The sequence below is a fragment of the Bacillota bacterium genome, from assembly GCA_030019365.1.
In the GTDB taxonomy this organism is placed as follows: Bacteria; Bacillota; Sulfobacillia; order JACIYH01; family JACIYH01; genus JACIYH01.
The window spans coordinates 1-22,681 of record JASEFA010000013.1 but is presented as its reverse complement, the minus strand read 5'-3'; the positions used below and the strand labels follow the sequence as shown (position 1 = coordinate 22,681).

23 protein-coding genes are annotated in these 22,681 nt (G+C 65.8%); 9 read left to right on the top strand and 14 right to left on the bottom strand.

Features of this window, described 5'->3' with window-relative positions; genetic code table 11:
* Window positions 1–5: 5 nt before the first annotated feature.
* The gene (locus QME70_13065) at window positions 6–590 is read left to right on the top strand and encodes a flavin reductase family protein (protein ID MDI6895496.1); all 585 of its coding nucleotides are present in this window, start codon (window positions 6–8) and stop codon (window positions 588–590) included.
* An 18-nt stretch (window positions 591–608) separates the two neighbouring features.
* Window positions 609–2,102 (top strand): PLP-dependent aminotransferase family protein, encoded by a 1,494-nt coding sequence (locus QME70_13060; protein ID MDI6895495.1) that lies wholly within the window; start codon window positions 609–611, stop codon window positions 2,100–2,102.
* A gap of 7 nt (window positions 2,103–2,109) precedes the next feature.
* Here the strand turns inward: QME70_13060 and QME70_13055 are convergent, their stop codons facing one another.
* The 7 genes from QME70_13055 to QME70_13025 form a co-directional block, all read right to left on the bottom strand.
* On the bottom strand, window positions 2,110–3,111 hold the full coding sequence (locus QME70_13055) for a methyltransferase (GenBank protein MDI6895494.1): 1,002 nt from the start codon (window positions 3,109–3,111) through the stop codon (window positions 2,110–2,112).
* Window positions 3,108–3,311, bottom strand: a complete 204-nt coding sequence (locus QME70_13050; GenBank protein ID MDI6895493.1) for a hypothetical protein — start codon at window positions 3,309–3,311, stop codon at window positions 3,108–3,110. Before QME70_13050 ends, QME70_13055 begins: the two co-directional genes overlap by 4 nt.
* Window positions 3,312–3,536: 225 nt before the next feature.
* Window positions 3,537–4,619, bottom strand: a complete 1,083-nt coding sequence (locus QME70_13045) for an ABC transporter permease (GenBank protein ID MDI6895492.1) — start codon at window positions 4,617–4,619, stop codon at window positions 3,537–3,539.
* 5 nt (window positions 4,620–4,624) lie between these two features.
* Window positions 4,625–5,770, bottom strand: coding sequence for an ABC transporter permease (locus QME70_13040; protein ID MDI6895491.1), 1,146 nt, complete (start codon window positions 5,768–5,770; stop codon window positions 4,625–4,627).
* Window positions 5,771–5,785: 15 nt separating this feature from the next.
* Complete coding sequence (locus QME70_13035; protein MDI6895490.1) at window positions 5,786–6,718, bottom strand: ATP-binding cassette domain-containing protein; 933 nt, start codon at window positions 6,716–6,718, stop codon at window positions 5,786–5,788.
* Window positions 6,719–6,746: 28 nt separating this feature from the next.
* Window positions 6,747–7,649: a TetR/AcrR family transcriptional regulator gene (locus QME70_13030; GenBank protein MDI6895489.1), complete on the bottom strand. Its 903-nt coding sequence runs from the start codon at window positions 7,647–7,649 to the stop codon at window positions 6,747–6,749.
* A complete protein-coding gene (locus QME70_13025; protein MDI6895488.1) occupies window positions 7,601–8,050 on the bottom strand; it encodes a PhzF family phenazine biosynthesis isomerase in 450 nt (149 codons plus the stop codon). The genes QME70_13030 and QME70_13025 overlap by 49 nt, the downstream gene beginning before the upstream one ends.
* A gap of 692 nt (window positions 8,051–8,742) precedes the next feature.
* Here QME70_13025 and coaBC point away from each other — a divergent pair.
* On the top strand, window positions 8,743–9,468 hold the full coding sequence (gene coaBC / locus QME70_13020; protein MDI6895487.1) for a bifunctional phosphopantothenoylcysteine decarboxylase/phosphopantothenate--cysteine ligase CoaBC: 726 nt from the start codon (window positions 8,743–8,745) through the stop codon (window positions 9,466–9,468).
* A 247-nt stretch (window positions 9,469–9,715) separates the two neighbouring features.
* Here the strand turns inward: coaBC and QME70_13015 are convergent, their stop codons facing one another.
* Window positions 9,716–10,390: a DJ-1/PfpI family protein gene (locus QME70_13015; GenBank protein ID MDI6895486.1), complete on the bottom strand. Its 675-nt coding sequence runs from the start codon at window positions 10,388–10,390 to the stop codon at window positions 9,716–9,718.
* A gap of 234 nt (window positions 10,391–10,624) precedes the next feature.
* On the opposite strand from QME70_13015, the gene QME70_13010 reads away from it, so the two are divergent.
* Both QME70_13010 and QME70_13005 read left to right on the top strand, forming a co-directional pair.
* On the top strand, window positions 10,625–11,206 hold the full coding sequence (locus QME70_13010) for a GNAT family N-acetyltransferase (protein ID MDI6895485.1): 582 nt from the start codon (window positions 10,625–10,627) through the stop codon (window positions 11,204–11,206).
* On the top strand, window positions 11,206–12,081 hold the full coding sequence (locus tag QME70_13005; GenBank protein ID MDI6895484.1) for a 4Fe-4S double cluster binding domain-containing protein: 876 nt from the start codon (window positions 11,206–11,208) through the stop codon (window positions 12,079–12,081). The genes QME70_13010 and QME70_13005 overlap by 1 nt, the downstream gene beginning before the upstream one ends.
* Window positions 12,082–12,494: 413 nt before the next feature.
* Here the strand turns inward: QME70_13005 and QME70_13000 are convergent, their stop codons facing one another.
* The 5 genes from QME70_13000 to QME70_12980 form a co-directional block, all read right to left on the bottom strand.
* Window positions 12,495–13,682, bottom strand: a complete 1,188-nt coding sequence (locus QME70_13000; protein ID MDI6895483.1) for an MFS transporter — start codon at window positions 13,680–13,682, stop codon at window positions 12,495–12,497.
* A 574-nt stretch (window positions 13,683–14,256) separates the two neighbouring features.
* On the bottom strand, window positions 14,257–15,573 hold the full coding sequence (locus QME70_12995) for an MFS transporter (GenBank protein ID MDI6895482.1): 1,317 nt from the start codon (window positions 15,571–15,573) through the stop codon (window positions 14,257–14,259).
* A gap of 121 nt (window positions 15,574–15,694) precedes the next feature.
* Window positions 15,695–16,627: a permease gene (locus QME70_12990; GenBank protein MDI6895481.1), complete on the bottom strand. Its 933-nt coding sequence runs from the start codon at window positions 16,625–16,627 to the stop codon at window positions 15,695–15,697.
* Between the two features lie 65 nt (window positions 16,628–16,692).
* Window positions 16,693–17,052, bottom strand: a complete 360-nt coding sequence (locus QME70_12985; GenBank protein ID MDI6895480.1) for a metalloregulator ArsR/SmtB family transcription factor — start codon at window positions 17,050–17,052, stop codon at window positions 16,693–16,695.
* Window positions 17,053–17,094: 42 nt separating this feature from the next.
* The gene (locus QME70_12980) at window positions 17,095–17,298 is read right to left on the bottom strand and encodes a hypothetical protein (GenBank protein MDI6895479.1); all 204 of its coding nucleotides are present in this window, start codon (window positions 17,296–17,298) and stop codon (window positions 17,095–17,097) included.
* A gap of 525 nt (window positions 17,299–17,823) precedes the next feature.
* Between QME70_12980 and QME70_12975 the strand changes: the two genes are divergently transcribed.
* From QME70_12975 to QME70_12960, 4 genes are all read left to right on the top strand, one after another.
* A complete protein-coding gene (locus tag QME70_12975; GenBank protein ID MDI6895478.1) occupies window positions 17,824–18,885 on the top strand; it encodes a TRC40/GET3/ArsA family transport-energizing ATPase in 1,062 nt (353 codons plus the stop codon).
* Window positions 18,875–19,216 (top strand): hypothetical protein, encoded by a 342-nt coding sequence (locus tag QME70_12970; GenBank protein MDI6895477.1) that lies wholly within the window; start codon window positions 18,875–18,877, stop codon window positions 19,214–19,216. The genes QME70_12975 and QME70_12970 overlap by 11 nt, the downstream gene beginning before the upstream one ends.
* Entirely contained in the window at window positions 19,213–20,628 is a 1,416-nt protein-coding gene (locus QME70_12965) for an MFS transporter (protein ID MDI6895476.1), read from the top strand. The genes QME70_12970 and QME70_12965 overlap by 4 nt, the downstream gene beginning before the upstream one ends.
* A gap of 99 nt (window positions 20,629–20,727) precedes the next feature.
* Window positions 20,728–21,216 carry a MerR family transcriptional regulator gene (locus QME70_12960; protein MDI6895475.1) on the top strand — a complete coding sequence of 163 codons (489 nt, stop codon included), beginning with the start codon at window positions 20,728–20,730 and terminating at the stop codon, window positions 21,214–21,216.
* Between the two features lie 181 nt (window positions 21,217–21,397).
* On the opposite strand, the gene QME70_12955 is transcribed toward QME70_12960, so the two are convergent.
* Window positions 21,398–22,381, bottom strand: coding sequence for a DUF1080 domain-containing protein (locus tag QME70_12955; GenBank protein MDI6895474.1), 984 nt, complete (start codon window positions 22,379–22,381; stop codon window positions 21,398–21,400).
* Window positions 22,382–22,681: the final 300 nt, after the last annotated feature.

Below are 22,681 nucleotides of genomic sequence, written 5' to 3'. Positions count from 1 at the left end.
CGTAGGTGGCCAGGCGTTCCATTGCGCCGCAACGAGGATTCTTCCCCCAACCCGCGTATGTCATCGGAGCCTTCAGGGATGACGGAGAACCGAACTTCACGCTGATCACCTGGATAACCTTCTGTTCGGTTAGCCCTCCGACGGTCATGTTCGCCTCGCGCGGGGAAAAGATGACCCCGACCCTGGTCGTGAAGACCCGTGCCTTCTCTGCCAACCTGGTGACAACAGGCATGGTCCAGGTGGCTGACTACTTCGGCAACACCTCGGGATACCAGACCAGCAAGTGTGCGGACACCGGAGTCGCCTGGTCGCGGGGGAGTGTTCTCGACGTCCCGGTGCTCGACGATTCCCCCTGGGTTTTCGAGTGTGCGCTGGTGAACACTGTGCACCAGAGCGGTAGCCGGGTGTTCTTCGGCGAGGTGAAGAACATCCTGATCGACCACCGCGTGCCTGACCCGACGTACGGGAAGGTGGACATGGGCCTTCTTGATCCGGTTGTTTACGCCCCCGTGCACTACTACGCGGTAGGCCATCGGGTCGCCACGGTAGGAGACGCCAGGCAGGTTTTTCCTGTGGGGGGTGGAAAGTGATGCGGAGGCACCAGAGCCATGTTCATCAGTAGCAAGCCCGATAACGGCCCCATGCATATGCAGTTGCGGCAGCAGATCCAGGGGCTGATCTCGGCGGGAAGCCTTCCGGCAGGAAGCAGGTTGCCGTCCTCGCGTGTCCTGGCCGGCCTGCTCGGTGTGAGCAGGAATACCGTGCTCACTGTTTACGAATCTCTGGTGGCCGACGGTGTGCTGGAAGCCAGGGGGCGAACGGGAACCTTCGTGGCGAGCGCGCAGGGAGGGAGAGCTTACCGGGTGAGGTCGACCGGGCAGGCGGACGGGGCAGACAGCACGGTTGATTGGGGGCACATGCTGTCGGACTCAGCCCGAATGATTGCGGACCTGCCTCCCCGCAGCCGCGCGCCGCAGGCGGGTACCCCGGGGGTGATCCTGTCGCGCCTGGTGCCCTGGTGGGATCAGAGGTCAGCGGAACGAATGCGCATGTGCATCAACTACGTCCTGCAGAGAGATCATACCGTCCTGCTCGACTACGGTCCCACGGAAGGATATCAGCCGCTCCGTGAGTGGGTTGCCACCTACATGGGCAGGAAGGGTGTGTCTTCCGAGCCAGGCGAAGTACTGATCGTGAGCGGCTTCCAGCAGGGGATGGACGTGATATGCCGGACGCTGCTCAATCCGGGGGACGTCGTCTTCACGCAGGACCCCACCTATGTAGGCGCCGTTGCCTGCCTGCGGGCCGCGGGAGTACGGATACGGGGAATACCTGTGACGTCCGCCGGTCTGGATCTCGAGTCTCTGGCTGCCCTGGCACAGCAGGAGAGACCCAAGATGGTATATGTGATGCCCACCTTCCAGAACCCCACCGGCGTTACCATGGACCTGGCGACGCGGCTGAAGTTGCTTGAGTATGCGGACCGGTTCGATTTCGTGGTGGTTGAAGACGGTTTCTCGGATGAGCTTTGCCACCCCGGCAGCTTCATCCCGCCCCTCAAGGCCCACGACAGGTCGGGCAGGGTGCTCCACGTGAACAGCATGTCCAAGCTCCTCTTTCCCGGTCTGCGCATCGGCTGGGTGGTTGCCCCTCGACATGCGGTTGCCGCGCTCGCTGCTGCAAAGCGGACGGCAGATCTGAACTGCAGCCCCATTCTCCAGGCCGCCCTGCACGAGTTTTGCCGGTTGGGTTACTGCCGCCTGCACCTCGCTCGAGCGCGCAGGATCTACCGGGCCCGGAGAAAAGCGATGGTGAGTGCACTGGAAGAGTATTTCCCGCCTTCAGTGGAGTGGTACGCCGGCGAGGGAGGACTGGCGGCGTGGGTTACCCTGCCGCCGGGAGTGGACTCTGTGCACCTGTATGAGGAAGCTGCCCGGGCGGGAGTATGGATTTGTCCGGGCGTCGATTACTTCGTGCACGGGGGCGGCGAGCGCAACCTGCGCCTGGTCTGGTGCAGTGCCACGCCGAGGGAGATCGACGCCGGCGTGAGGATCCTGGGGGAACTGCTCCGTTCTCACCTGGAGGGGAAGTGTTGCGCTTAAGTCCGGGTCAGTTGTGGGCCTGGATGACAACTTCACCCCGGGACAAGATCTGTTCCGGAACGAGCCGAAATCCCGCCTGCGTCAGGAGGGACTGCACCTCAGCTGCCGTGGGGGTCGTAGAATCGGGGTCGGCCAGAGAAGCCCGGAAAGCGTGGATCAGGCGCGAGAGCGAGGGAACGCGCGCCGGGTGTGCCAGTTCGTCTACGATCACCAGGCGCCCGCCCGGGTTCAAGACGGTTCGCAGCTTGCGGAACAGCGCTTCGCCGTATATGCCAACGTCGCATTCCAGCACCATGTCGAATCCGGAGGGCAGCTCGTCCTGGAGAAAGTCGGCGGCGTGGTAGGCGAGGCGCTCGGCCGCCGGGCTGGTTGCACAAATCTCCCGGCCGGCCACACAGACATTGGCGATGTCCACCACGACAGCGGTCAGATCGGGGTGACGATTCAACAGGGCCAGCGACACCACGCCTGAGCCGCCACCCAGGTCCATGAGCCGCCGCACCCCGGTCATGTCGAGAGTCTCGGCCAGCTCTGCCGCCAGGGGTCGATGGATCTCATAAAGCATGCGGGTGAAACGCCGGGCACGCTCAGGGCTCTGCGCCATCTGGGCAACGTAGTCGGGCGGCCTGCGGCCTTGAGCTTCCCAAACTGAGCCGGGACGACCGATGTGGTGCGCCAGGTCCTGGCCAGCCGGGTAACGCTCGCGCGATTCCTCTGCCAGAAGCGCCCAGGTCTCCGGGCTGTACGCATCCAGGATCGCAGCACGCGCCGTAGGAGAAGGCACGTAGGCTTCGTCGCGCCGTTGCAGGAGACCGAGGCCGGCGAGAAGCTCCAGCCAGTGATGGCAGCGCTTTAAGGGAATGCCCAGTGCCTCGGACACGCTGCCCACGGTCTGGGGCTGCTCCGCCAGGCGCCAAAATAGTTGCGATTCCAGGGCTGCAGCGACGGCTGCGGAGACCAGGCAGGTTCCCAGCAGATCGAGGACATCGGCGGTCGTGGTCAGCTTCATTTGAGATTCCCCTTTCCCTGCCGCCTGATTCGCCCAGAACGTATGGACAGGGGGCGGCACTGGTTCCTCACGGCCGCCACCTGCAAGTGAAACTCGGGGGGCAGGTCGCTGGCCTTGTCCCGGCAGCATCCCAGCCCGCCGTTTGCGTGCCAGCGGTGGATCTGCTGCTCCCAGAGATACGGATTCACGTAGAAGTCCATCGATGAGGTTACCTCGCAGCCTCGCATTCGCGGGGCAGGACCCCCGGTGGAGTGAAGAGCGGGGGCAGAAGTTGTCGCGTGCTTACTACCGTAGCGAGGTTTGAGGCGGTCGTCAGGACCCATCACCGTGCAGAATCGCAGTGCGCGTGGTACCATCGGTCGTGGTTCCTCACGAAGCCCACGGGGAGTTGGGCTCAACTCCGCGGGAAGCCGCGGGTGACGGTGTCAGCTTGGCCGGGCCGTCACCACGCCAGCCAGGCCGAAGGTTACTATAGCTGTACCCGCCAACACCGCCAGGGTCAGGCCGAAGTCGCCCGCACTTCCGAAGAGAACCAGTTGGCTCACCGTTCCGAAGGCGTAGGTCGTCGGAAGCCAACGCGCAAGCGTCTGAAGGGTTTGCGGGAAGAGGGCCACCGGCCCGATGCCCCCGCTCAGGAACCACAGGGGCAGCGCGATCAGCCCCGTGGGAAGCATGAGCAAGTGCTGCCGCCGGAGGAGGCCACCCAGGAAAACGCCGAGCCCGGCGAAGGCCAGGGCCTCGAGGAAGAGAACGGCAACCAGCGAGGACGCCGGACCGGAGACCCGCACTTTCCAGAGGAGGGCAGCGAAAGCCCAGGCGACCAAAGCCGAAATCGACGCCCCGGCGGCGGCGGCCAGGGTTCGGCCGAGAGCGAGGGCCCAGGGGCTGGCGGGAGTCGAACCAACGAAGCGTGCTGTGCCCCGTTCTGTTTCCCTCGCGGCGGCTACCCCGCCGAAGAGGATGGCGGCCAGCATGGCGGCGTAGGCCAGGGTCGTCCCGGCCATGTAGGCCGCCCAGGTGACGTCGCGGCTCAGAGTCTCCCGCCGGACGACCCGGATGCCCCTATTCTCAGGGAAGCCCGCCTCCAACGTTCCGAGCGTGTAGGCCAGGCGGTAGCGGTAGTTCTGGTCGAGGTCGCTGTTCCAGTTATGCAGATAGAACTTCAGAGTGAGGGACTGGTCGAAGTCGGCCGGGATGACGGCCATGCCCGGGACCTCTTCGCTGGCAAACAGCCGGGGGTTGGGCGGCAGCAGCTTCCACCATGGGCTGACCTGCGACCGGATGCTGCGGAACGTTTCGGCCAGGCGCGCGGCGACCGGCCCTTGACCCTCCGAAACCAGTACGACTGGGGCGGCGTCCGGTCGGCCGCCGGCACCGAAGAAGAGGGCCATTATGAGCAAGAGCCCCAGGGGCGCGATGACGCCGACCGCCAGCACCGGCCGGTCCCGACGCCATATGGTCAGGTCCTTGCGGAGAGTTCCTGCCGCTGACCGGAGAAAGGCGTGCATGATTCTTACTTCCCTTCCGACAGACGGGTGAACCGGCGACAGGCCACGAGAAGGAGGGCCGCCGTTGCGGCCAGGAGCACGCCCAGGTCCAGCTCCAGCGTGGCCGTATGCCCGAGGTTTATCAGCCGGACGATCGGGTCAATTCCGCGGGTCGCGGGGTTAAGTCGGCTGAGCCAGAGGAGCGGGCGGGGAAAGACGTGGGTAAAAAGGCTTGTCTCGGCCATGCCCCCCCCGAAAATCCAGGACAGGACGGAATAGAATATGGCGCCCACCATGGCCGGGGGCAGGCGTGGCGCACCCAGCGCGAGAACTGTCCCCACGCTGGCACCATAGAGGCCGAGGGCCACCGCCACGAGGGCGACCTCCGCCGGGCGTCCCTCCACGGGGACGCCGAAGAGGAGACGACCGACGCCGTAAGCGACGGTTCCGGCCAGGACCGCCTCGACGAGCCCCACCACGAGCCTGCCCAGCGCCAGGGCCAACGGGTTAGCCGGCGAGAGAAGGAGCAGGCGGGAGGTGCCGCGCTCGAACTCCCGGGCCAGCCCAAGACCAGCGCCCACCGTGCCGCCAAGGAGCACGGCCAGGGCAGCGACCCCCGCCACCAGGGCGTGATGGAAGGGAACCTCCACAGGCCGGTCCTCATGCATCTCCAGGCGAGTTTTCACCGGGTAGAGGTCGGCTGGGAGCACCTCGTGGTTGAAAGTCCAGGCCAGGACCTCGGCCCTCATTCTGAAGTTTTTCGCCTGGTCGGCGTTGAAGTTGTGCAGATGCAGGATGATTTCGCCCGGCTTGCCGGAGGCGATACGGGTGTCAAAGTCAGCGGGGATTTCGATGACGCCAAGGTAGCGCCGCTCCGCGAAGCCCCTGAGCGCTTCGTCGGGGTTGGTTGTCCGGATGGCGAAATACGGCGAGGTCGGCGTGCGGATGCTCCCGGCTAGCTCCACAAGGTGGGAAGTGTAGACGCCTTCCCCCATAGGTGCCAGGGCGACGGGAAGGCGCGACCCCGCCGCTCCCGTGACGCCCAGGATAAGCAAGAGCAAAAGGGGCGGCACCAGGTTGGCAATCACCGCCCGCGGGTCGCGGGCCAGGAGGCGGAGGTCCTTGGCCGCCATACCTGAAAGGGCCCGCCAGAAGCCATGCGAGAACCTCATCGGTGGCTCACCGTCCTAATCGCGCAGTTCTCGGCCTGTCAGTTGCAGGAACGTGTCGTTGAGACTGGGCCGCCGCAGCGAGGCGGCCCGAACCGTCGTCGAGTCGCTGAGGAGGGCGAGGACCTTGGGTAGGAGAGTCGCCCCGTCCTGGGCGGTTAACGTTAGACGGCTGGCCTGGGCCGAAACGCCCCGGACTCCTGGAAGCTGCCGTACCGCCGGCGCAAAGGCAGCGGCGTCTCCGGCCAGCTCCGTCTCGATAATGTCGCCGCCCACCAGGTCCTTGAGTTCCTCGGGCGTACCCAGGGCGACCCGCCTTCCGCGGTCGATCACCGCGATGCGGTGGGCCAGGGCTTCGGCCTCCTCCATGTAGTTGGTCGTGAGCATGACCGCCTTGCCCTGTCCGGCCAGGAGGCGGATGTAGTCCCAGATGGCAGCTCTGGCCTGGACGTCGACGCCGAGAGTTGGTTCATCCAGAACAGTGACCGGGGGGTCGGCCAGCAGGGCGCGCGCCAGCGCCAGGCGGCGCTGCATCCCGCCGCTGTACGTCCCCACGCGGTCGTGCTGGCGGTGGGAGAGGCCCATGAGCTCGAGGAGTTCTCCCGCGCGACGCCGGGCCAAGGCCGGGGGGAGTCCGTATAGATCGGCGGCGAAGCACAGGTTCTCGCGCCCGGTAAGTTCATCGTAAAGGAGCGTTTCTTGGTGGCACACGCCCAGGCGGCGTCGCACGCCGACCGGGTCCGTGACAGGGTCGAGCCCCGCTACCAGGCACCGGCCCTTCGTGGGCCGGAGCAGACCGCTGAGCATGTTAATGACCGTTGTCTTCCCGGAGCCGTTAGGGCCGAGCAGAGCCAGAATCTCGCCGGGCTCCACGGTGAGATCGAGCCCGTCCACGGCGACAAGGTCGCCGAAGCGCCGGGTTATACCGAAAGTCTGGATAGCCGGTTGCACGTCGCATCACCCTCCCAGCAAGGCTGCGTCACTCTCTGAGGCGCAGGCCTTCGTAGAACAGGTCGGCGTATTCTCGGGCCACGGCGGACAATGGGAGGGCCGGCGCCAAGCCGGGCACAGAGGCAGCCAGGCCGAACATGACGCACATCGAGACGAAGCAGTGGGCGCGCACAAGGGCATCGCCGGGGCGGAAAACGCCGGCCCTGACCCGGCTGTCGATGTACGCGGCGAGCAAGGCTATGACCCGCCCGGGACCCTGGCGAAAGGCCTCCCGGGCGGCCTCCGGGTGGGTCGGCGCCGTGCTCAGCACCAGGCGGACCAAAGGAGCCCGCTCGACGGCCACCTGGAGCAGGCGCAGGGCGAGGGAGTAGAGGGCCTCGCGGTCGTCGCCGGTGAAGTCCGGAGCCGCCAGGCGGGTGACGTCGTCAAGGACCGAGAACCGCCGGAGGAGGGCCTCGACAAGGTTGTCTTTGGTCGGGAAGTGCCGGTAGAGGGCAGCGAGGCTCACCCCGGCTTCCCGCGCGACCTCTTCCATCGTGGCGGCCGGGAGTCCCAGGGTGGCGTATGTCCGGAGGGCGGCCTGCAGGATGGCCTCGCGTCGGTCGAGCGCCGCCTCGGCCGGGTGGATGAGACCCCGCGCGGCCAGGGCGCTCAAGAGTGACTGGCGGTCGGGGAAGTGGTGGTACAGAGTGGCCTTCCCGATGCCGGCGCGTGCCGCGACGCCGTCCATGGTCAGGCGCCGCGGTTCGGTGCCGGCCGCGAGAAGGTCGGCCGCCGCCTCGAGGATCTCTTCTTTCCGGTCCTGCCGTCGCCTCGGTGCCGTCGCTTCGACCCTCCCGTCTAATGGGAACGTTGTGAGAGCACTTGTATCATAAAGTTCCGCTAAGAAGTTGTCAACGCGCCAGCCTCCCCCGGCTCCCCCGGTCGGCAACAGGAAAAGAGGGTGACGGGGAGCAAGCCCACTGCTGTGCGCTGGTACGCTGTCGTGCCTTCCGGGAGCGGCCGGCAGTGTCCGCTGGTTGCCAGCGCAGTGAACAGGGCCACGGTCACGTGCCCGCACAGTGCTATCTCCCGTTGCGGTGTGAAGTACCGTACCTCGAACACAGGGGGCGGACCAGGTTCGTGTCCCACCACGAAACCGGTCGTCGGTGCGTTCAACTCCGCGGCGATTCGCTGCATGTCTTCGGGCGTGAGGTCCGAGGCGTCCAAGACGACCCCGGCCACGTTGCCCGTGAACGGAACGTCGGTGAAAGCGTCCCAGATCTCAACGGAAGCCTTCATCTCCCACCATTCCTTTCCGGCGAAGCGTTTCGACCCATCCCAGGTTACCACGGGGATTTGCCCCGGGGAGGAGCCAATGATCGGCGAGTGAATGATGCTGCTGGGTCTTGACGTGGTCGTCTTCCGATCCCGGCGGTCCCCGCAGGCCCCGGCGACGAGCCCCAGGATGGGGCAGGGGGGTGGTGGCCAGAGCCACCACGATTTCCCCACCCGTGGCCCTGGCAGCGAGTCTTCGATGGGATCACGGCGGTGGATGGGGTGAGCTTCATCATCGAAAGGGGCGAGATCTTCGGCCTGCTCGGGCCCGACCCCGTGGGCAAACCACCACCATCCGCATGATGGCCACCACCCTGCCCATGACGTCGGGGGACATCATCGTGGCGGGGCATTCCGGCGACGCTGGCGCACGTGGCTGCTGGCGTGCTGAATCCTTCTTGGGGAGTCTCCCGCGTATCGGCGGATCCGGGCGCACCATAGCTGCACGCCAACGGCCCGTTCCTGGTACCTCCCTCTCCCACAGTCCGGTGCTATAATGTGAGCCGCAGCCGGGCGGGGATGCGCAGCGATCTGGCAGGGAGGGTCATCGCACGCTCGAGCTCTGGAATGCGCTAGCCCTGAGAATAGGGTGCCTGGAAGCTCTCTTGCCTGAGCCCGAGCCTGTCGTACGGACATGAGTGGTCAATTCTCTTCTCGACCGGGAGCCGGGTTGCCTCTCCGGGCTGGTGAACGGGGGTATACGAAGCATGAGCGATCGATTTGAGGTGGTGGTAGGTGGCGGAGGCGCCGGTTCGTGTGCGGCTGCGGCCGACCTGGCCGGCAGGCGGGTCCTTGTGACGGCCGGCCCCACCCGGGAGATGATCGATCCCGTCCGGTTCATCTCCAACCCGTCCTCGGGCAAGATGGGCTACGCCCTGGCCCGCGCCGCCCGCATGCGGGGAGCCAGCGTGGTGCTGGTCTCCGGTCCGGTGGCTCTCCCTCCCCCCGAGGGGGTGGAGGTGGTTAACGTTACCTCGGCCGAGGAGATGTACCGGGCGGTAATAGACCGGCTGCCGGGGGTAGACCTCGTGCTCAAGGCGGCGGCGGTGGGAGACTGGCGACCCCGCCAGGTGTTCGAGGGCAAGGTCAAGAAACAGGGCATGGCGTCGTGGCACCTCGAGCTAGAGCCCACCGCCGACATCCTGGCGGAAGTGGGCAGACAGAAGGGTAGCACCGTGGTGGTTGGTTTCGCCGGCGAGACCGGCGTCTGCGAGCGTGACGCCCGGGAGGAAATGGGGCGCAAGAACCTGGATTTGCTGGTGGTGAACGACGTCAGCCGGCCCGGTGCGGGATTCGCCAGCGACGACAACGAGGTCTCCCTGTTCTGGCGCGACGGGCGCCGGGAAGATCTCCCCCTCATGAGCAAGGAAGAACTGGCTCATCGCATTCTCGACCGCGTCATTTCCCTCCTGGAATGTCGCCGCGGTGAGTGAGTTGGACGAACGGGATTATGTGTCGGTGGTCCTGGACGGCGCGCCTCCCCGGGCCGGTGGTGTGGACCTATCTGGTGCCGCCCGGTGCCCATCTGGTGCGCGTGGGTGTTAATGCCGTGCCGACCACACTTTTCTGCGCCTGTGCTGATGCCGCCGATTTGGGGGAACGCAGCCCCGATGGAGACGAGCGCCCGCGGTTCTGGCAACACCTGTCCCAGGGCGTCAGCCCGCACAACCGGAAGGCCGGCTAGCAGGAGGGCCACTCCAGGGTGTCTGCGACGGTGCGAGCGGCTTCCGGACCAACCAGGCGGCAAACCAGGTGAAGAGCCATGTCGATTCCGCAGCTCACCCCGCCCGACGTCAGGACCCGGCCCTCGTCGACGTAGCGGTGAGGCAGCAGCTCTATGTCCGGGTAGGTTTCAGCGAACTGCTTGAAGGCCCCGTGGTGTGTTGTGGCTTTGCGGCCGGCCAGGAGCCCCGCCTCGGCCAGGAAGTAGGCCCCGGTGCACACCGAGGCGACGATAGCTCCGCGTTCGGCGTGGGCCGCGACATACCGGATGAGCCTGCGGCCCTGCTCCGCGAGCCGGAAAATGGTTTCGTCGGCGGCCGAACCCGGACTGGCCCTCACGGTGTCCGCGGAAGCCTTGTTTCCGGACCGTGCTAAGGTGCGCACGGCCGCCACCATGTTCCTCGCCCCGGGCCCGCCGGGTATGACCAGGAGGTCGTAACACGGGTCCTCGGACACCAGCCGCGCCGGGCGGACCACCAGCCCGCCCCGGCAGACGATTTCCCGTGCGAGCCCGGCGGTTTCAACTGCCAGGTGCCCCGCGCTCTGCCTCGCCGCCACCGACAGCACCTCGAACGGGCCCGCGAAGTCCAGAACCTCGACGTCCTGAAAGACGAGGATTCCAACCTCAGTCATCGCCATCCGCTCCCACCCTGGTGGACCCCTTCGTTGCCTGTCCTGTCGGCCACCCACATGCTACCACCCGAGAACGGTATCGTCGAGGGCCAGCGCGAGGACTGACTGCCAGGACGGTGGCCCTTGACCCCGCATTCGGCGCCCGCTAACATGCGTGCTGTGCGGGGGGACCGCACACGGGCGTCGAGGAACGCGGTGGCGCCCCGCGGTGAGTCGCTGGGGGGGCTGGGTGCGGTGATTGAGGTCAGGGCGGCAACAGTCCAGGACGTCGAAACCCTGGTGAGGCTCAGGATAGAGATGTTTCGCGAAATGGGCTGGCTGACCGGGAGTGTAACGGAGGCGGATCTGATAACCGCCTCACGGGAATACTTCAGTGCCATGATACCTGCAAAGCGGTTGTTCGCATGGCTTGCCGCGGATGACGGTAAGATCGTGGGCTCAAGCGGATTGATCTTTCTTTGCAAACCACCAACACCGGACAACATGTCAGGTAGAGAAGGCTATATCATGAATATGTACACGTTGCCAGAATACCGGCAAAGGGGCGTCGCCACCGCGCTTCTTGGGGAATGCGTTCGGTTCGCGCGTTCTATGGGAGCCGGCAGACTCAGCCTTCACGCGTCGAGCCTCGGCAAGCCTGTGTACCAGAAGTTCGGGTTCGTAGATTCCCGCGCGGAGATGAGGATGGCTGTTGATGCGGTGCAGCGAAGAGGTGAGCCCGGGCTCACAAGGGAGGTCTCCCGCGAATGCACAGGTCTTTGCAGGAATGGGCAAACGGGCGCGGCTACCGCATCGCCTGGGGTTGCCCGGGAGTAGTGGATGAAGTGCGGTCGGAGGTCGACCGGCGAAGGGAGGCGGGGAGTGAATACGTCCGGGAGCTCCTGGACGTGTTCAGCTACCTGAAGAATGAGAAGCTACCGCAGGCGAACGCAGTTGTCGTTGTTGCCGTCCCTCGGCCGGCCCATCGAGTGACCTTCGACACGGGCAGGGGCGTGTTTGAGGTGGTCGTGCCACCTACTTACGCGTGGCACGGCAAGGTCCGCAGGCAGGTCAAGCATGAGTTGGAGACGATTGTCCTCAAGGGCAAGTACCGCGTTGCAACTTTGAGGGCACCGCTCAAGGCGATCGCAGCCCGCCTCGGGCTTGTCACATACGGGCGCAACAGCCTCACCTACGCGCCAGGGATGGGGAGCTACCACCAGCTAATGGGATTCCTGACCGACGCCACTGTCGAGCCGCGGCCGACCTGCGCGGCGCGCTGTGCGGAGATCTCATCCGAATGCGAGTGCTGCCAGGCTTGCAGGAGCGCCTGCCCGACCGGAGCCATCAGAGCAGATCGGCTTATGCTCGAAGCGGAGAAGTGTGTGACGTTGCACAACGGGTCGACACGGGCGTGGCCCGGGTGGATTCCGGAGTCTGCCCACAACTGCCTTGTGGGCTGTCTGATCTGCCAGGAGGTGTGCCCCCAGAACGAGGGGCTCCTCAGGCTTGAACCCGCCGGGGTGTCGTTCACCGAGGAAGAAACGAGAGCAATTCTCTCGGACAACGCCGACCATTCCAGCTCCGCCTGGGGGGCGATCAAGACCAAGCTGAACGCGGCAGGCATGGTGTATCTTGAGTCTGTTATGGGCCGCAACCTTAAAGCGCTGATGGCCCAAGAAGGCTCCAGCGGGGGAAGGCGGCGGCGTTAGGTTCGGAGGGACGGCATGCGACAGCCCGGCGGGTACGCACGCGGCGGGGCTGGGTGCCCGGTGCCATCGTGACGCTGGTGGCCTGCCACCCCTCTCATTAGGGCCAGGGTTACGGATCGCGTGTCGTCCAGGATTCTCTGGCCTACGCGGCCCCAGCGGGGTCTTGCGTTGGCCATGCTGTGTGGGCACCCCGCTTTCTATGCGCGTTTTGGCTTCGTACCGGGAAAGAGGGGATCCCTGCTTCTGCCGATCGTGAGCGCTGACCCTCACGCTTGGCCATCACAGTTGGGCCTTGGCACTCCCGGGGCGGCACGATAGGGCGGTCGGTGCTGCCGTCGGCGTTTGATGAGCCTCTCGTTCCTGGTCAGCGGCCGGCTCGCCGTCCAAATGCCCCGCCAGCGATGTCGTTGATCTCAGGTGCCGGGAGTCACGGTGCCCGCCGGCCTCTCACGTGCCGCCAGGACCTGGACCCCCGCGAAGGCCACCAGGGCGGTGGCGGCCAGGAGCAGGAAGGGAGCCACCGGGGCGCTCAGGCGCCAGTGTCCGGCCAGGAATACCTCCGCCGCGGAGATGACGCGGCTGATGGCGCCGATCGCGCCCAGAGCCCGCCCCCGGATCGAGTCCGGCAGAGCGGTCGCGCGAAAGGCGTCGCCGGCCACCACCAGGAACTGAAAACACCCCGCGGAGACCAACATCCACGCCACGATCAGGACCGGGCGGGTCTGGGCGGTCCAGAACAGCAACGAGGCACCCAGGGTCAGGGCGGCCCATGCCAGTACCCGGTCGGCACCCCACGTGGCGACCGCTTTCCCCGCCCACGGGCTGGCGCAGGCTGCCAGGATGTAGGCGAGTGCATAGAGCACATCTATCTCGCTCTTGCTCAGGCTCATAGCGTCGCGCGCGTGAAGGGTGAGAAATGGGCCATAGAGACCAAGGGCCACGATAGCCGTCTGGCATACCAGGATAAGGAGCACCAGCCCCAGCCGCCCCTGCAACAACTCCGCCCAAGCCAGACCGCCCTGCTGCACGGCCGCGGGTCTGGTCTCGCGGAGGAGGAATTGCCGGGCAGCCGCCGTGGCGAGGAAGGCACCGCTGGTGGCCAGGAGCAGGCCGCGTGAGCCCACGGAAGGCAGCAAGACCGCCCCTATCAACGGTCCGGCGGCCCCCGCAGCGGCTATGAACAGCTTAAACAGCCCAAACGCATGGCCCCGTGCGGGCGCGGGCACCGACTCGCCAACGATGGCCGGGAACGCCGGATCCTGGAGCGAGTTCATCGCGTACCAGAGAACGTACACCGGGACGAAGCTTTTCCAGGACGGCATGAAACTGGCCAGGCCTAACAGCAACCCTCCCAGGTAAGTCGGGTAAACCATGAGGGCGCGCCGCCCGAGGCGGTCGCACCACACGCCACCCTGGTATTGAAACAGGGAACCCACCACGGTCCAAATGGCGACCGAAGAACCAATCCAGAAGTCCGGGGCCCCGAGGTCGCGAAGGATGAGGGGCAAAATCGGAATCCAGGTAGTCATGCCCACGACATTGACGCCGGTGGTCAAGGCGAGGATGGGAACGTTGCGGGCGGTCGGTGAGGTACCCGTCACCTGCGGCCCTCCCTGGTCGACGAGAGTGTCCCCGTGACAAACAGCCCCGGGGCGGTAGGAGGTCAAGCCGAGCTACATTTCAGCACACCCGACTCCAACCTCCAAGGGCCAGGACCCGTCCGCCTCCGGCTTCTACTGGCTCCTTCTGGCAGGGAAGTCAGGAGGACGTGACATCCGGGACACGAAGACGGAGCTGGAACTGCGGCCGGTGTTTCACAGGCTGGGGGACCGGGTGATGTGCCACGCCTTCGGGTGCCTGCTGGCGCAGTACGTCAGGCGGCACATCTTTGCTCACCTGGGTCCTCGGGTACTTGCGATTAGGTATTAGGTGCACGACGCCCGCCTCAGGGCGTGGCAGAGCCTGTCTACCTCGGCGTCTGTGATGATGTATGCGGGCATCAGTTGAAAGGTACGGAAAGGCGGCTGGTAGCCGACCACAATCCGCTCGGCGGCCAGCCACCGCTCCAGCGCCCGACCGGCCTCGTCCGAGCCGACGGAGAAGGCGACCATAAGGCCGAGCCCACGGACGTTGCTGATGGCGCCCGTGTCCCGGCCGACCCTCCGGCCAGGCTGTCTACCGGCTGCGGCAGGTGCCGGGGCAGGCTCTTCGGGCCAGGGTCTGGATGCGCAACCCGACCAGGATACCGCAGGCCTGTAAGGTGGCGGAAACCGCGAATACCTGCGGGAGAGGGACTCGGGGTACGAGCCAGCCGGCCAGCGCGATGGAAGTTGTCTCCGCGACCGCGCCGGAGACGCTCCCGAGGGCGAAGGTCCTTCCCAGGTGGCGCTGGCGGGCGTAGGTCTGGATCAAGGTATCGTCGGCCACGACCTTGGCTGACACGGCGATGCCGGTCAGCAGCCGGGACGACACGACCCAGAACGGCGACCCGGTGAGGAAGACCGCTGAACTCAGGGCCAGGCCGCCCATGCTGAGCGGCAGCAGCTTGCCGGGCGCTACCTTTCGGGCCCATCCCACCAGAAAACTGGCGGCCAGCAAGTTCCCGGCCATCTGCGCCGAGAAAAGGTATCCGAAGAACTCCGGCGGCAAGCCCATGTTCGTCTGGACGAAGATGATCTGGTAGGCGATGAAGGGGCCGGCTGCCAGCATCTCGAGCCCCATGAGGAGAACGACACCGAGCACGACCGGACGACCGGGGTCCCTGACCCCCGACCGCTCGGTCGCCTCTTCCGCGGACTCCGCGTTCCCGGGCGGTGCGTCTCCGGGCAGTCCCGGCTGGACGCCCGGCCGGGAGTCCGCGGCCGGGCCGGCCCGGGTCGCGCGTGCGGACGCTGGGACCTGCGACGCCACGATCCCGCTGGCGAGGTAGAGGAGGGCGGCAGCCGCCACTACCCCCGATGGGTTCAGCCTCCGCAGCACCAGTGCCCCGAGTCCGGCACCCGCCACCTGGGCCAGCGAGGCGGCGACGGAAAGAACGGAATTCGCCCGGGTGAGCCGCCCGGGGTCTCGCACGATTTCCGGGACGGCGGAGCGCCGGCTCAGGTTGAACAGGAGGAAGGACGCGGAGCAACCCAGGATGGCGATATAGATGGGCAGGGTCTGCCCGCGGCTCACGGTGACAATCACGGGGACGACCAGGAGGGCGCTGAGCGTCCCCGCGAGGGCCATCAGGCGGCGCTTCGGGAAGCGGTCCACGACCGAACCGAGGGCCGGTCCGGCGAAAGCGGGGAGCATCCTGAGGATAAAGGACATGCCTACGGCCCCGGCTGATTCAGACTGCTCCAGAATCCAGACCGGCAGGGCCACGTAGAGGGCAAACTCGGCCAGGCCAAAGGAAACTACGGCGAGCCCCAGCAACAGGAGCCCGCGGCTGAAGCCATCGAGACCAATCCCCGGGCGAACGATCGCGGTAGTTCGGGCCATTACCGCCATTCTGCTGGCTCCAATACGCCGTCGCCACACGCTACCAAGTATAGCCTGTCTGGACAGGAAGGCAAGAGCCAGGGCGGGTCGTTGCTTGGCGCCAACTGGTTCTGGTATGCGCTTCGCCCTGCTAGAATAAGGCGCTAACTGCTTCGAACGACAGGCCGGCGAGGATCGCGCCGGCGAGGATGATGACCAGGACCAGGATGATGACGCGACTGCGGGCAACGGTCATCAGCCCGGCCAGTGCCCCTACGCTCGTGGCCGGGCCGGTGATGAAGAAGGCCATGGCAGCTCCTTGGCTCATGCCGGCGTCCACGAGGGACTTGAGCAGTGGGACTGCGGTGTCGGTGTTGATGTAAAGAGGAAGGCCCAGGAGAGCGGCCGCCGGCACCGACCAGGCGTGGCGGTTCCCCATGAGGTTCTCGGTAAGACCGGGCGGCATCAAGTAGAGGACGCCGTAGCCGATGGCGGCGAAGGCCACCCAGCGCGGGACAAGCCGGTAGGCCGTCAACACAATCTCGCGCAAGAGGATCCCGGGCCGGAGTCCGCCGGCAGGCGTGCTGGCCCCGGTCGCCGCCACCTCACCCCCGCCCGGGTGGCTCTCAGGTCCCGCCTGATACCGGGCCTGCCCGGCCAACCAACCCGCGCGATCCAGGCGGTCGGCGATCGCCCCGGCTGCCAGGCCGACCGCTGTGGACGCAAGAAGGTGGAACCCGGCGAACTTCCAACCCAGAAAACCGGCGAGATAGAAGAACTCCGCCGGCGACGTCAGCGGGGAAGCCACGATGAAGGCCACAATCGGCCCCCAGGGAACCACCGACGCCAGCATGGCTAAGATGACGGCCATCGTGCCACACGAGCAGAGCGGAGTCAGGACCGCCGCGCCAACGGCCAGGACAATGGAACGGCGGGAGTTCTTCTTGAGAAAGGCGGTGAGCCTGTCCTGGCTGATGTAGACCTGCGTGGCTGCGGCGATGACCGTGCCCGCAAGCAAGATGGGCCAGTTGTGCAAGAAGGTGACGGCCAGCGCGTGGCCCGTCTGTTCGAGCCAGTTACCCATGGTCGGGAGCCTCCCCGTACTCCAATATTTCGATACCCCGATACGGATAGCCAAAAAAAGAACTCCTACGGTGTCTCGGGACTGGTCGGCTGCGCCTCACGGCTGGCGAGCTCGCTGAAGAACGCCCCGATCTTGGCTGCCTGGCTGTAGTTGGGGAAGTAGCAGGTCCACGGTCCTCGCCTTTCTGTTCTGACCAGCCCGGCGTCCTCGAGCACCTTCAGATAGTGGGAGATAGTTGACTGCGCAAGGCCCAGCAGCCGCACAACGTCGGTTTGGGCCATCGCCGGCTCGCATCTCTCGATGCGGTCGCAGCAAGTCGAAAGGCAGCCCGAGAACAAGGATTCGTAGATCCGCAGGCGATGGGGATTGGCCAGCGCCGCGAAAACCTTGCACAGACCTGCGCTGTCCTGCCGGTCAACTGCCAAGAGGCGTCCCCCCTGAGTAGAGCCACTTCTATGTAAGAGCTCTCAGCAGCGGTCCGAACCGTCGTCCGCCTTTTCGCGGCCCGGCCTGACCGTCTTCGGGTCGGCAGGCTCGTCGCAGCACGGACCCGTACCGTGGTCGGGGTCGCCAACCCGCGGCGCCTTCGGATCGCCGCCGCAGCAATCGCGGGTGGAGATGCCCAGCGACCTCTTGAGCAGGCCGACAATTCCCCTCCTCTTGGTCACCATCCAAAACACCCCCCTTCCCGTACACTGCTGCCCTCCGATGGGTCCCTTTCCAGGACATCCAGGTGATCCGCTCGGGGCGAAGTCAGTAGGACAGACTTTCGGAGATCGCCTCCCTGGAGCCGCCGGTGGCTGGGGCGGTATTCCTTCGGCGCTCCGGGCGTGTGGGAATCGTGATATCGCACTAACACGATGTCAGCATACCACGCCCCTTGTCGCGTGTCAAGGGGCTGCGCCCAGGGGGGCCCCGCCCAGTATTGCGATGTCCAGGACAACCTTCCTCGGTCCCTGTGTCTCCTCCTCGCACAGCAGATGAGCAGGCGTACATAGTGCCGTCTAGCCAACGAGACTGGCTCCGTGCAGGTGACCTGGTCTGGTTGATGCTCGATGCGGTCAGCCCCACCGAGTTTGATGCGCCCTGACAGCGTCCGGCCCGAAGAGGATTGGCAGCGGCCGGCGCTTGACTCTCACGTAACGGAAGGGTCTACACTGAACGCCGTGGACAGCTGACGGGGGGAGGTCTATCTCGTGCTGTGGAGGGTAGTTGAGCCCAAGTCCGAGACCAGGTTCCTGTTCGTTGGGGGAAAGGGGGGTGTGGGCAAGAGCACCATTTCCGCTGCGACAGCGGTCCGTCTCGCAGATGCGGACCGTCGTGTCCTGCTCGTTTCTACAGACCTGCAGCGGAGTCTGAGCGACATCTTCGCGACCGACATCGGCCACCGGGTCCGGCAGATTGCCGGAGTGCCTGGGCTATCCGTCACAGAGACTGACCCGCGGGCGCTCGTGAGGGAGAACTGGCTCCACCTGGCCGCGATGGTTCAGGACGTCTTCGGACCGTCCGAGCTCATGGAGCTCATGAGCAAAGAGATCTCGCCATGTGCCATGGAGATGGCGAGTTTCTATAAGCTCATGGAACTCTTCACGGAGAGGGCACGGGACTACGACACCATAGTCTTCGACACCGCACCCGGTGGCCGGGCCCTGGTGGAGATAACCCTGCCCTTCACCATGGCCAGACGTTACGGTGGAGGTGACCCATTCGCCGAATTCGCGCCAGCTGGCAGCGAGGCGCGCCTGGCCCTCATCGCCCGGGAGGAGCAGAGAACTCGGGAGACGATGAAACTCATCACATCCTCCGAGCGCACGGCCTTTCTCTACGTGCTTTGGCCCGAAACTCTCCCCATCGCCGAGACGGAGCGGGCGCTCGCGGAACTCGCCCAGCACGACATCGCCGTCCCGGCCCTGATTGTCAACGAGGTTCTACCCGAGGTGGAGGTCCGCCGGGCTGATACGCCTTACTTCTGGCGGCGGTACGAGATGCAGCAACGCCACCTGGCACGAGTCCGGGAAACCTTTGCCGGGAAGATCATCGCCGAAGTTCCACTGCTACCCGGTGAGGTGAGGGGCCTTGCCCTGCTGCGGCAGTGGCGGAGGTCCTCTACGGGGGTGAAGCCCAGTGAGCGATGCGGTCAGGGTTACCGTCTTCCCGCGCCTCGACTGCTGCGTTCCGGACTTCACGGGCAAGAACGTCGCCGTGGCCCGGCTCCTCCGCGAGGCGAAGGTGCGGCTGGGCGACAAGGTGAAGATTGAAGTCGTTCCCGCCGCTACCCGACCCGAGCGACTCACCTACTACGTGGGCATGGCCGAGGCGCTGGAAGCGGCCGGATACGAGCTGCCGTTTGCGCGGAACGTGCAGGAGTGGGCCAGGTTGCGCCACGAGCTCGACGCCCTGCGGGCAGGACTCGCCCCAGGGCCTGCGGTTATGGCCCGGCTAAGGCAGATTAGCATTGTGTTTTTCATGATACCCCCGGTCATTGCCGTGAACGGGCGGGCCGCGTTCGTGAGCGACGTTCCCTCCCTGCAGGAACTCAGCGCGGCCGTGGCGTCAGCCGGGCCCGACCGACAGGAGGACGGCCAATGAGACGAGGCACTGCTACTGTACCTGTCGTCCTGGTGATCCTGGCCACGCTGTTTGGGACTATGGAGATGACGGTGGTGGTCACGGCCCTGCCCACTATCGGCCGGACCTTTCCGTGGGCTGTTGACTGGCTGCCCTGGCTCACGACCGCCTCCCTCCTGGCCGCCGCTGTGGCCATGCCCATCGGCGGCAAGATGGCCGATGAGTGGGGTCCTCGAAAGGCTTTCCTGCTCGGGATGGGTGTCTTCACCGTCGGCTCCTTGCTGGGGGGTCTGGTCGGCTGGGTGCTTCCCAGGTCGATGGGTCTTCTCCTCGGGCTCCGGGCCCTCCAGGGTTTCGGCGGGGGGACCTTCGCGCCGGTGGGCCTTAAACTGATAAGCTCCCAGTTGAAAGGCCGGCAGCGGACACAAACCATTGGCATGGCCGGGATGGTCAGTCCCGTCGCGGCCGTGGCGGGCCCGAACCTGGGGGGACTCCTCGCGTCGTATTACCCCTGGCAGCTCATTTTCCTCCTCAACGCCGCTTTGGGGCTGGCCATCTTCTTCCTGACCGTCGGCTTCTGGCGCGAGCCGGGACAGGCCCGGGTCGGGGGTGGGCCGAAGACGATACTGGACGCGGCGGGGGTCGTTGTCTTCTCCGGGCTCGTGGTCACAGTCATGGTGGCGCTGACTCTCAGCCGACAGGCAGGATTCGCCTCCCCGCCGGTCGTCGCTCTCCTTGTCGCGGGAGCCACCCTGGGCCTGGCCCTGCCGATGATCGAGAACAGGTCCGCAACTCCTTTTCTCGAATGGGGGCTTCTGAGAACCCAGGGAATGGGCGTCGTGCTCAGCCTGTCTTTCCTTCAGGGACTCACCATGTACAGCACTCTTCTCTTCCTTTCGGTCTACGTCCAAACGCACCCAGCCATTCAGGCCTCTCCTGCCCAGACCGGGGCTCTGATTACGCCGGCAGCGCTGGCCCAAGCCATTGTCGCACCCCTCGTCGGCCGGACGCTACCGAAGGTGGGGTACAGGGTGATGGTGGTGGCGGGGATGTCGTTGACCTCGCTCGCGCTCCTGGGACTGGGTGCGGGGCCCACGTCTCTGGCACTGCTCGGGCTCTTGTTGCTGGTGAGCCGGGTCGGGGCGACGATGACCAGTGTCCCGCTGGCGGCGGCGGGCCTGGAGGCCCACGTCTCCAAGGCTGGCGCCATCAGCGGGCTGCGGCAACTCAGCAACGTCATGGGGGGAGTGGTGGGACCGGTGGCCCTCGGCGCGGCGTTCCCGCTCGTCGCCAGAGAAGGCGCGCACCCCCTCGCCTTCGTGGCCATCGGGCTCCTCCTGCTTGCTACTCTTCCCTTCGGCCTTAAGATGCCCGTAAGAGAACTGGATGCCGGGGGAGCGCCGGGCCGCAGAGCCAGTGCTGACCGGCGGTGATCGTCCTTGGGCCGGGCCGCGGTCGACTGCGGGACGCGGCCCGGCCGGGAGGGTCGGGAGGGGTATGTGGCCAACAATCCAGGTCAGGGGGTAGGCAGGGTGAGGCAAGACAGCGGGAACCGCCTGTTGCGCATCGGTGAGCTGTCCGAGCGGACAGGTGTCTCCGTCCGCACCATACGGTACTACGAGGAGCGGGGTCTGCTTGAACCCGCGGGTCGAACAGAGGCGGGGTATCGTCTCTACGATGAGCGTGCGCTCGGTGCTCTGAAGGTCCTGCGGAGGCTCAGGATGCTCGGGCTGGGGCTGGACGAGATTGCGGCGTTGAAGCATGCGTACTCACAGGAGGGCAGGTGCGGTGCGCTCCTGCTGACCGACTACGCCCGGGCTCTCGACGACCGTATCCGCGAGGTGGACCGGCACCTCAGCGAGCTGAGGCTTCTGAGGGACGACCTGGTCAGACACCGCGACCGGCTCGTGGCTCTGCACCGCTCGGGAGACGTCAGCCGAGTCAACGAAGAGTGCCGTAGCCTGCTCGGCGGTGGTCCGGAAACCGGGGGCACCTGGGGCCGGGGCCCGACTCCGGAGTGAGCTCCACCGCTTCCCGGCCGGTGGGTTCCACCACGCTGCCACCATTTGGGGTCGTCCCATGTCCGCCTTCAGCGCGATTTGGATGTCAGGAGTCACGTCGCCAGGGCCTGTTTGGCGATGGCCTCGCGCAGTATCTCCGAGGCCCTCCGGCATCATCCGGTGCAACGTCACGACGCGGCAGTCACGGTTGCCTCACTCTTAGCGCACGGTCTGGGTCGGGTATCGACAGCCGCAACCCCCACCCGAAGAAATCCCGTTCCATGACCTTGACCAGAACCTCATTGGGGCCGCGCCGCAGCGGCACGGTGAGCCGGGCAGGTTTCCAGCTGAGCCTGCCGGTGTTGTTCTCCCCCCAAAAGTTGCTGCCCCTGAAGACGTCCCGGCCGTTTACCCTCACTATGCAGGCGTCGCTGAACCCCAGTACGAGTTCTGTGCGGCGCTCGTCTGGGGATTCAACGAACGCGCGAGCGTAAACGGACTCACATCCGGGTTCCTTTCGGCGGTACCGGTTCAGACAGACGGACCCGTCCTCCTCTGCGGCCACCGGTTGCCAGCACCCGGGCTCAATCTCCCTGGACATATCCTCATCGTCAGAGAACTTGTCTGAAATCTCCCAATGGCGGATCGGCTCGGTGCCGAATGGGCCGGAATTCACGAGCCTGGCGGTCAGTAGGCTGAAGTAGCATGGCCTGTAACACCAGATGCCTATGAAACCCTCTGCGCGCCGGTGTTTGAGTTCGTGGACCCGCATTACCTCGACGCCGTCGACGAACGCGGTGGCGCTGTTGCCGACGGCGCGAACGGTCAGGGTCACCCAACGGTCCCGGGGGACATGTGCCGCCGTCAGGTGGTCGGCTCCGCAGTATACCTGCCAGGTGTTGGAGCCGTTGAACACAGGGTCGTACTGCACCGCCTCCTGGCTGCCAAGAGGCGTCACGTAGCACAATTCGAAGTTTTCGGCATCGGATCCCCTGAAAGCCAGGCCCCCGAAACTGGTCCGGGTGGTAAAGGCGAGATCCACAGACACTTCCATGTCGCCGAAAGTGCGGTCACGGACTCGCGCCAGCCCGGCCTCGAGCCACATGGCCTCGCGTCCTCCATAGCTGGTGACACGCCCCCCAACCGTTTCCCCCGGGTCCAATGCGTGCGTCAGATCTATCTCCATGCAGGTGCCCTCCTTCTCGGGGAGCGCGCCGCTGCGTCGCTTGCGCCTCCCCAAGCTCGTCTCGGCGACCACATGCTACTGGACAATCGCTGCCGGGTTGCCACAGAAGGCGGTCTCGGTGAATGCATCTACCGCTTCAGGAACGGGTTGTCGCTGGCCACCGGAATCGTTCCCGCCTGCACGCCGCGCAGGCTGGCGACGGTCAGGATTGCCGCCGTCTCCATGTCCACCCCCACGACACCGGCCTAGGAGTGCGCACCAAAAATGCCTGAAACGACCCCTCTAACCCCTGTTTCCAAG